Origin of the sequence: uncultured Streptococcus sp., from assembly GCF_915066115.1 — a bacterium.
GTDB lineage: Bacteria > Bacillota > Bacilli > Lactobacillales > Streptococcaceae > Streptococcus.
Genome location: NZ_CAJZDT010000067.1, coordinates 1 through 10,124 on the forward strand (window position 1 = coordinate 1; position 10,124 = coordinate 10,124).

The following is a 10,124-nucleotide window of genomic DNA, read 5'->3' on the forward strand; positions in this document are numbered from 1 at the left end:
TCTTTATTTAATGACTATATAATACTAGACCATCCTTAAATTTTGCTTAAGAACAAACAAATTTTATTATTTTTCTCGATTCATCCAAGTCATTCCTATACAATTATAGGTGGATAAGATTTCAAAGCCCATAGAACGATAGAATCCCAAGGTTCTTTCTGTCTGGCCTGTCACCAGCTGGACTTGATAGGCATCTTTGTAATCCTCTAAAGCCTCTTTCATCAAGGAACTACCAATCCCTCGGCACTGATAGATTGGTAAAACGATTAAATCCTGAACCAGTACTGATGAAAAACCATCTCCAACCAAACGAATCAAGCCCACCACAGCATCACCATCAAGTGCCAGATAAATCGCTAATGAATGAGATAAGGCCTGCTCCAGCATCTCTGATTGATCGGTATAATTTGTCCAACCGACAGCCTGATAGAGATGCAAAACATCCTCTAACTTGACAATTTCTTGCTTTTTAATAGTAATCATCTCAACACCTCTTAGCATTCTCTCAAGCTCTTGTACTGTCGTCCATTTTTATCAAAATTTTCAGGAGCCAACCATGTTTCTAAACGAGCTTTGACTTGGGGCCAGTCCTTATCAATCATAGACAACCAATCCGTATCTCTTGTACGCCCCTTATATACGACTGCCTGACGGAAGGTTCCTTCATAGACAAATCCCAAACGCTCCGCAGCTCGTCTGGATGGCAGATTAAGAGAATCACATTTCCATTCGTAGCGACGATAGTTCAGCTCCTCAAAAACATAGCGAGCTAGGAGATACTGGGCTTCTGTCCCTATTCGTGTCCCCCTGAGATCTGGAGAAAAAGTGACCGCTCCCACTTCTATCACTAGGTTATTCTGGTCAATGCGCATGAGAGAAAATGTTCCCAAAGCCTTACCAGTTTCCTTGTCTATAATTGCATAGTAAAAGCGATCCTTACGAGTCAACATCTGATTTAAAACGGCAACCAGCTCCTCCATATCCGCCACTGGTTCCTGAAAGAGGTAAGTCCACATCTCCCGAGGAGTATCTGGACCATAAACAGCTAATAAATCCTCCGCATGCTTTTCTATCGAGAGAGCCTCTATTCGAGCATAACGCCCTTCTAAGAAATCAATAGAAGGCAGTGCACCGGGTGTATAACCTTCCATTGACTCACCAATCATCTGACCATATTCGTTTACTGGCATAGCTTTCTCCTTATTCACTTATTGAATATAGTATAACATATCTCAATGAAAATTTTAGGAAACACTTGGTTTTCTATTCAATAATGCAAACTCCTCTTATAAAAATCATCCATCCACTTTATGGAGGAATAATCAAATATGGGAACGAGTGAGTTAATGTCCCTTATGCTTCTCTCTATTTTTTACTGTTTGTATTCAAATTTCTCTTGTTTTAGTGTTTGCTTTTGTAGACTGGACTACCAACCAGAACTGTGTTTTTATCTTAGTTAGGACTATTATAGTACGGTTCAGCACTATCTACAAATTCTTCAGATGTGTATCAAAAAAATTTATCGTAACAAGCCAAGAGTCTACACTTTCTTTCATTAATAAGCACCAATCTTTTCGATAACGATGATTCGGTTGATAAGCAACCGTCAACATATGCCCTGTTTCATGGTATTTTTTAAACAAAATGGATTCCCCTTTATAATGTGAAATGATATCATCTATCGCGGATGATGCATTCCATATTTCATCAACATCGCTTCCTAGTAATAATAAAGGGGAGGAAATTTTACTCACATCAATCTGAGCCCTACTATCTTCAGGAATATGTTTTCCAAAAAACTTGTTTAACAAATAATCTCCTAACTGGAATTTTTGATAAGGAAGTTCCTTTTGTAAATATGTCCAAGAAGATGAATTAGAATTAAGTTTTCCCTTTATTCCCTCAAATATTACATTTGAGGGAGAATTGAGTACTAAACATTGCACATCATCCAAAATACTTTGTCCAGCCAGAACAAGCTCTGCTCCTTTAGAGCGACCATATATTCCTATTTTTGTATTATCAACTTGAGGATGATGATATAGAAAATCTTTCGCTTCCTCCAGACATTCTATTGGAATTCGCTCTAAATTTTGGGGTAATCCCTCTAAACCAAAATAAGCTATTGCAAGACAAATATAGCCTCTAGAAGATAAAAGTTGGGCAATATTCTGAGCTTTTTCAATTCTTCCCTCACTACCGCTAACAATAATCACGGCTGGCGCCCTTCTTAACTTTTCATCATAAAATAATCGACCTTGAAAATGCTTGTCATAGATATCTTGATATCTTACTCCCAGATTCATATAACGCCTTACAAAACTTTGCTCCGCGACCATATCTTTCCCCAGCCTGATTTTAATTTCAACACCAAAACAATCTCGTAATGGAATTCTATCAAGAGAACTCGGTAATCTCCTTTTCCTATTCTTCAACGGTTTCGCATTAAAGAATAATCCCATTTCTGAAACTCCTTTATAAGATCCCGAAATAGATGCTGTCTGAGAGGTATCAATCATACCGTCCTGATCAGATAAAAAAATTGCGGTTGATTTCCATATAACATCATGATCTAAAAGCAAGGGAGCATTTATACAGTAATAATCAGACAGGTACATTTCTACACAATACATTGCCCTTGGTTCTAAACCATTGATAGCAATATAAAAAGATTCATCCGCTAAATCTGTTTGTGAAATCAGTTCTATGTTTACAGTCATATCTTCTCCTTTTTGTTAATTCGCTTAACAATTATATTTGAAATTTACCGTGACTTTTACCACGGTAATTCTCTCCACACCTTTTCAATATCATCCATCAATTTCACAACTGTTTTAAGTTCCACCTCGCTATAGTTGTTTAAAACTGAAAAGATTGATTTTTCAATATATGCTTGTTGCTCCTTATGGATTTTAAAAATTTCGATGCCTTTTTCAGATAATCTCAAATATTTATTTTTCCCATTATTCGGATCAAAATCAAAAACAACTAAATTTTTTTGAATCAATCTCCTAACACTTTGAGTTATTGCACTTCTTGAAACTTCTAATAATTCAGATAATTTTACTAGATTTAAGGGCTGATTTTCCCCAATCACAACAATCAAATGTACCTCATTCAAAGTAATGGATTTGTCAACACCACTTTTATGTTGATTTTTTTTTAACTGGTCAAACGCTAAAATAAATCTATTGAAACGATTATTAAATGCAATAAATTCTTTTTTATCCATAATCTCTCTTTTCTTTGTTAATCATATTAACAAAACAGAAACTTCCTGTCAAATAAAAAATCCTCCAGATTCTACTCTGAAGGATTCCTATCTTATTTCACAACGATATTTACCAGCTTATTAGGTACACTAATCACTTTCACGATGTCCTTACCGTCAATTTCTGCTTTGACTTTTTCATCAGCGAGAGCAATTTCTTGTAATTCTTCGCGTGACAGGTCTTTAGCGACCATGAGTTTGGCACGGACTTTACCTTTGATTTGGACAACGATTTCGATTTCGTCTTCAACTAATTTGCTTTCGTCCCATGTTGGCCAAGCCACATAAGAGATTGACTCACCTGTTGCTGCAACTGTTTGCCAGAGCTCTTCTGCCAAGTGAGGCGCAAATGGTGCAATCAATTGGATAAAGCCTTTGGCGTAGTCTGCATAAAGCTTGTCTTCCTTGTTAGCTGCATTGACAAAGACCATAAGTTGGGCAATGGCTGTGTTGAATTTGAGGGACTCGATTTGCTCAGTGACAGATTTGACTGTTTCGTTGTAGACCTTGTCAAGAGCGCCATTGTTTTCTGCAACGATTTCCTTGCTTGTAATCAAACGGTAAACACGGTCAAGGAACTTACGGCTTCCTTCCAGACCTTCTTCTGACCAAGCAATCGAAGCATCAAGTGGTCCCATGAACATTTCATAGACACGAAGGGTATCGGCACCGTATTGTTCCACCACGTCGTCTGGGTTAACAACGTTCTTGAGCGATTTAGACATCTTAGCTGGTGCTTGCTCCAACTCTTCCCCTGTTTCCACATGGAAGAAAGAACCGTCACGTTTTTCAACCTTATCGGTTGCCACAAGAGCCCCACGGTGGTCACGGTAGCTTGTTCCCAAAATCATTCCTTGGTTAAAGAGTTTTTGGAATGGTTCCTTAGTTGGAACAACACCGAGGTCATAGAGGAATTTGTGCCAGAAACGAGCGTAAAGCAAGTGAAGTACAGCATGCTCTGCCCCCCCCACATAGATATCTACTGGCAACCATTGTTTGAGAAGGTCCTCATCAGCCAATTTCTCAGTGTTGTGTGGATCGATATAGCGGAGGTAGTACCAGCTTGAACCTGCCCATTGTGGCATGGTGTTGGTTTCACGACGACCTTTAACACCATCTTCACGAGTCACTTCAAGCCAATCTGTCAAGTTAGCTAGTGGACTTTCCCCTGTACCTGAAGGGCGGATGTCCTTGGTTACAGGCAAGACAAGTGGCAATTCACTTTCAGGAACAGCTGTTGAAGTTCCATCTTCCCAATGAATGATAGGAATTGGCTCACCCCAGTAACGTTGACGGCTAAAGAGCCAGTCGCGGAGACGGTAAGTAACCTTCTCTTGTCCACAGCCTTTTTCTTCCAACCAAGCCACAATCTTGGCAATAGCATCTTCTTTGTTGAGTCCATCTAGGAAGTCTGAATTAACGTGAAGGCCATCTTCTGTGTAGGCAGCTTCTGCTACATTTCCACCTTCAAGTACTTCGACGATTGGAAGGTCAAATTGTTTGGCAAATTCCCAGTCACGTTGGTCGTGGGCTGGCACAGCCATGACCGCACCTGTTCCATAGCTAGCAAGAACATAGTCCGCAATCCAGATTGGAATTTCCTTGCCATTAACAGGGTTGATGGCATAAGCACCAGTCCAAACCCCTGTTTTTTCCTTGGCAAGATCTGTACGAGCCAAGTCAGACTTGAGGCTAGCTTGGTGTTTGTAGTCTGCTACTGCTTCTGCTTGCTCTGTGCTTGTGATGGCATCTACTAGTTCATGCTCAGGAGCCAAAACGGTGAAAGTCGCACCGAAAAGAGTATCAGGACGAGTGGTAAAGACTGTGAATTCCTTATCAGTTCCCTTAACCTTGAAGGTTACATTAGCACCAGTTGATTTACCAATCCAGTTGCGTTGCATGTCCTTGATGGACTCTGGCCAATCAAGTTCATCTAAGTCATTGAGCAAGCGATCCGCATAGGCCGTGATTTTGAGCATCCATTGGCGCATTGGTTTGCGGACAACTGGATAGCCCCCACGCTCAGAAGTTCCATCAGGAAGTACCTCTTCGTTAGCAATGGCTGTTCCCAATTCCTCAACCCAGTTTACTGGCACTTCCGCTTCATAGGCCAAGCCTTTTTCGTAAAGCTTAGTGAAAATCCATTGCGTCCACTTGTAGTAGTTTGGATCTGTCGTATTGACTTCACGATCCCAGTCATAAGAAAATCCAAGCGCATTGATTTGTCGTTTGAAGTTGGCAATGTTTTCAGCTGTAAATTCTGCTGGGTCATTACCAGTATCCATAGCGTATTGCTCTGCAGGCAAACCAAAAGCATCCCAACCCATTGGGTGAAGGACATTGTATCCTTGCGCACGTTTGAAACGGCTGAGGATATCGGTTGCAGTATAGCCTTCTGGATGTCCTACGTGCAATCCAGCTCCAGACGGATACGGAAACATGTCAAGCGCATAAAACTTAGGTTTTGATGCATCTGTTCCTGTCTTAAATGTATGATGTTCTGCCCAGTAGCCCTGCCACTTAGGCTCAATTTCTTTATGATTGTAAAAACTCATGGTCTCTCTCCAATTTTGTGATGTTACTATTATACCATTTTTGAGGGAATTTGAAAGACGAGAAATGTTCTTTTGGGCTTGTATGCCAAGAAAGACCGAATCGCAAATCCAGCTTATGTAGCAGTATAAAAAATTAGCCCCCATTTGGAGCTAACTTCTTTTAACTATTTGTCTCTTCCATCTTCTCACGTCCTAGTTCTCGGTAACTACGGTCGCCGACAACTTCTACGCTAAACTGGCCGTCCTCATATTCAAGTATCGTCACGCTACCATTATCTAGACCATGCGGATGCATACCATTAATTAGATAAACAATGGTTCCAATAGTCATTCCGTGGCTGACAACGAGGGCATTGCCCCCACCCTGCTCTTCCATTTCTTTGGCAATCGCTTCAAAGCCTTCCTTAATTCGGCCACTGAGTTTTTCCCAGCCTTCAGCCCAACCAGCTGTATCGACCTCTACCAAACCCTCAGCCAGTTCAGCATAAGACAATTGGTGAACGTGGTCCACATTAAAGATACGAGGAATAATGCCCATGAAAAGATCACCATCATAAGCTCCGTCAAAACTACCGAAACACCATTCTCTGATACGCTTGTCCATGCGATAAGGGATTTTTCCCTGCAAGCCAAGTTCATCAAGGATAATTCCCATTGTCTGAATGGTGCGCCCAGAATCACTCGAATAAGCACGCTCAAACTGTAGACCAGATTCGCGCAAACCGATTCCTAATTCTTGAATCCCTCGTTCACCTTCAGCTGTTAAGGGAGTATCGCTCCAACCTTGCGCGCGACCAATCGTGTTAAACATAGTCTTGCCATGACGTACCAAATACAATCGTACTTTTACCATTTTCCGTCCTCCGTTTGCTTCTATTATATCATGGATGATAAAACAAAAGCCACCCAGACAGGCGACTTTTGCAGGAGATTATTATGAAAAAGTTTAGGAGTTCTATTAAATAAAGATATTAGATGAAAATCAAATTCAAACTAAATCAGTGTTATCTGTTTCAAATAATATTAGGAGGTCTTTATTTAATGATTATAGTATACACAGCCAACCTTAAATAGAACTTAAAATTTCTCCTATTTTCTTAATTTTTAAAACTATGAATTGGTGCTGGAATTTGTCCACCGCGAGAGATGAAATCGACAGACGAAGCCCCATTGACCTTCATAACAGGTGCAGTACCTAATAGGCCACCAAACTCAATCATATCGCCTTCTTTTCCTTTTGGAATAATACGAACAGCCGTAGTTTTCATGTTAATGACACCAATTGCAGCTTCGTCTGCAATCATAGCCGCAATGGTTTCAGCAGGTGTATCCTCCGGAATGGCAATCATATCCAAACCAACAGAACAGATAGCCGTCATAGCTTCTAGTTTTTCCAGATTAAGAGAGCCATTTTGCACTGCAGCAATCATTCCTTCATCTTCTGAAACAGGGATAAAGGCACCAGACAAACCACCAACTTGGTTGCAGGCCATGACTCCGCCCTTCTTAACTTGGTCATTCAAGAGAGCCAAGGCAGCCGTCGTCCCATGCGTACCAACTGTTTCTAGCCCCATTTCTTCAAGGACACGTGCAACAGAATCTCCAACAGCAGGAGTTGGCGCCAAACTCAAGTCCACAATACCAAACTCCACACCGAGTCTCTCACTGGCCATTTGACCAACCAATTGACCGATACGAGTGATCTTGAAGGCAGTCTTCTTAACTGTTTCGGCTACTACATCAAAGCTCTGTCCACGAACTTTTTCCAAGGCACGTTTCACCACACCAGGACCAGAAACTCCGACATTGATGATAACATCTGCCTCCCCAACACCATGGAAGGCACCAGCCATAAACGGATTGTCCTCAACAGCATTAGCGAATACAACCAACTTAGCTGCCCCCATATCAGATAAAGTTGCCGTTTCCTTGATAACTCGTCCCATATCTGCGACAGCCGTCATATTGATGCCAGACTTGGTTGAGCCGATATTGACTGACGAGCAAACCTTATGCGTTTCAGCCAAAGCGCGAGGAATAGAATTGATGAGAATCTCATCTCCCTTTTGGTACCCCTTTTGTACCAAGGCAGAGAAACCACCAATAAAGTCCACTCCAATCTCTTTCGCAGCCTTATCAAGCGCTTTTGCCAAAACTACATAGTCTGCGGCATCTGTCGCTGCTCCAATCAGAGAAATAGGAGTCACCGATACACGCTTATTAACGATAGGAATTCCCAACTCAGCTGCAATTTCATCGCCAACAGCCACTAAATTAGCCGCCTTGGTCGTAATCTTTTGATAAATTTTCTCCGCAGCACGATTAATATCTGGATCGATACAGTCCAAAAGGGAAATCCCCATGGTAATGGTTCTAATATCGAAATTTTGCTCCTCAATCATGGAGATGGTTTCAGTAACTTGTCTAATATCCATGATAACCTCCTAGATATTATACATAGCTTCGAAAATCGCTGCACTCTGAATGTTGATTTTCACATTTAAAATTTGTCCAAAAGCTTCAAATTCATTACGAAGATAGGTAAAATCTTGCTTTTTATCACTAGAGACGACAGCCATCATCGTGAAATATTCATCCAAGACAGTTTGAGAGATATCGTCAATATTCAATCCTAATTCTGCAATTTTGCCAGAAACTCCTGCAACAATTCCAGATTTATCTTTACCAACAACAGTTATAATCGCTTTCATAAGCAAACTCCAATTCTTCTTTTAATAGGAAACCTGAACATTAAACAGGATTCTTTTCAAATAGTATAGCATAATTCTAACGAAAATACTCAAAAACGCCTGCTTACGAAGTTGTTCTTAAGAAAAAAACAATTTCGTAAACAAGCGTCTACTATCCCAACTTATGATGAGTGTTCCCGCTAGGACCGAAATCCTAGCGGTAGACCAGAGCTAGACTAAGAGCACAAGACTCCATCATCATAACACTCAACAAAATTGATGATTTTATACTAATTCGATGATCGCCATTGGCGCTGCATCACCACGACGTGGTTCAGTTTTAAGGATACGAGTGTATCCACCGTTACGTTCAGCATAACGAGGTGCGATTTCTGAGAACAATTTTTGAAGTGCTGTAGTAGAAGTGTACTTATCAGTTGCTTCATCATAGTTTTCAGATGCGATTTCATTACGTACGAAAGCAGCTGCTTGACGACGTGCATGCAAATCACCACGTTTACCTAGAGTAATCATTTTTTCAACAGTTTTACGGATTTCTTTAGCACGAGCTTCAGTTGTCACGATTGATTCGTTGATCAAAAGGTCAGTTGTCAAATCGCGAAGCATTGCTTTACGTTGTGAGCTAGTGCGTCCTAGTTTACGGTAAGCCATGTATTCCTCCTTTATTTATCTTTTAATCCAAGACCCAAATCAATGAGTTTGAGTTTCACTTCTTCCAAACTCTTGCGTCCAAGATTTCGTACTTTCATCATCTCTGCTTCAGATTTTTCTGTCAAATCATGCACAGTATTGATACCGGCACGTTTCAAACAGTTGTATGAACGCACAGACAAGTCCAGTTCCTCAATCGTACGATCCAAAATACGATCGTCAGATTCAGTGTCAGCTTCTTTCATCACTTCAGTTGACTTAGCAATCTCAGTAAGATTTGTAAACAAATCAAGATGTTCTGTCAAAATACGTGCTGAAAGCCCTAAAGCATCTTCTGGAATAATTGTTCCATTTGTCAAGATTTCAAGGGTTAATTTGTCAAATCCATCATTGCTACCTACACGAGCAGGTTCCACTTGATAGTTGACTTTTGTAACTGGTGTATAAATAGAATCTACAGCAAGTGTTCCAACTGGTGCATTATCTTTTTTATTTTCATCAGCAGGTACATATCCACGACCACTGTTAACAGTCATAGTCGCTTTTAGAGAAGAACCTTCACCAATTGTAAAAAGATAATGATCTGGATTTACAATTTCAATATCGCTATCTGTCAAAATGTCACCAGCTGTTACTTCAGCAGGACCTTCAACATCCAGTTCGATGATTTTTTCGTCTTCAACGTACGATTTCACTGCAATTCCTTTAATGTTCAGAATGATTTGCATCACGTCTTCACGAACACCTGGAACTGTGTCAAACTCATGCAACACACCATCAATATTGATAGATGTCACAGCTGCTCCTGGTAGAGAAGCTAGAAGTACACGACGAAGAGAGTTACCAAGAGTTGTACCGTAGCCACGTTCAAGTGGTTCGATTACAAACTTGCCATAATCTTTATTTTCATCAATTTTTGTTATATTTGGTTTTTCA

10 protein-coding genes are annotated in these 10,124 nt (G+C 40.5%); all 10 read right to left on the minus strand.

The window, feature by feature from the left end; all coding sequences use genetic code 11:
- Nucleotides 1–66: 66 nt before the first annotated feature.
- A complete protein-coding gene (locus QZ565_RS05780; protein WP_295526831.1) occupies nt 67–483 on the minus strand; it encodes a GNAT family N-acetyltransferase in 417 nt (138 codons plus the stop codon).
- 11 nt (nt 484–494) lie between these two features.
- Nucleotides 495–1,190 (minus strand): GNAT family protein, encoded by a 696-nt coding sequence (locus tag QZ565_RS05785; protein WP_295526834.1) that lies wholly within the window; start codon nt 1,188–1,190, stop codon nt 495–497.
- A 297-nt stretch (nt 1,191–1,487) separates the two neighbouring features.
- Complete coding sequence (locus tag QZ565_RS05790; protein WP_261086688.1) at nt 1,488–2,720, minus strand: acyl-CoA thioesterase/BAAT N-terminal domain-containing protein; 1,233 nt, start codon at nt 2,718–2,720, stop codon at nt 1,488–1,490.
- Between the two features lie 56 nt (nt 2,721–2,776).
- Nucleotides 2,777–3,232, minus strand: coding sequence for a MarR family transcriptional regulator (locus tag QZ565_RS05795; RefSeq protein ID WP_084926332.1), 456 nt, complete (start codon nt 3,230–3,232; stop codon nt 2,777–2,779).
- A gap of 92 nt (nt 3,233–3,324) precedes the next feature.
- The gene (gene leuS, locus QZ565_RS05800) at nt 3,325–5,826 is read right to left on the minus strand and encodes a leucine--tRNA ligase (RefSeq protein ID WP_295526839.1); all 2,502 of its coding nucleotides are present in this window, start codon (nt 5,824–5,826) and stop codon (nt 3,325–3,327) included.
- Between the two features lie 160 nt (nt 5,827–5,986).
- Entirely contained in the window at nt 5,987–6,679 is a 693-nt protein-coding gene (locus QZ565_RS05805) for a histidine phosphatase family protein (protein ID WP_049543955.1), read from the minus strand.
- Nucleotides 6,680–6,923: 244 nt separating this feature from the next.
- Complete coding sequence (locus QZ565_RS05810; RefSeq protein ID WP_261069610.1) at nt 6,924–8,261, minus strand: PFL family protein; 1,338 nt, start codon at nt 8,259–8,261, stop codon at nt 6,924–6,926.
- Nucleotides 8,262–8,270: 9 nt separating this feature from the next.
- A complete protein-coding gene (locus QZ565_RS05815) occupies nt 8,271–8,537 on the minus strand; it encodes an ACT domain-containing protein (RefSeq protein WP_000644129.1) in 267 nt (88 codons plus the stop codon).
- 264 nt (nt 8,538–8,801) lie between these two features.
- Nucleotides 8,802–9,188 carry a 50S ribosomal protein L17 gene (rplQ, locus tag QZ565_RS05820; protein WP_000331493.1) on the minus strand — a complete coding sequence of 129 codons (387 nt, stop codon included), beginning with the start codon at nt 9,186–9,188 and terminating at the stop codon, nt 8,802–8,804.
- 11 nt (nt 9,189–9,199) lie between these two features.
- Nucleotides 9,200–10,124: DNA-directed RNA polymerase subunit alpha (locus QZ565_RS05825; protein WP_295526843.1), on the minus strand; the 925-nt coding region annotated here is incomplete at its 5' end.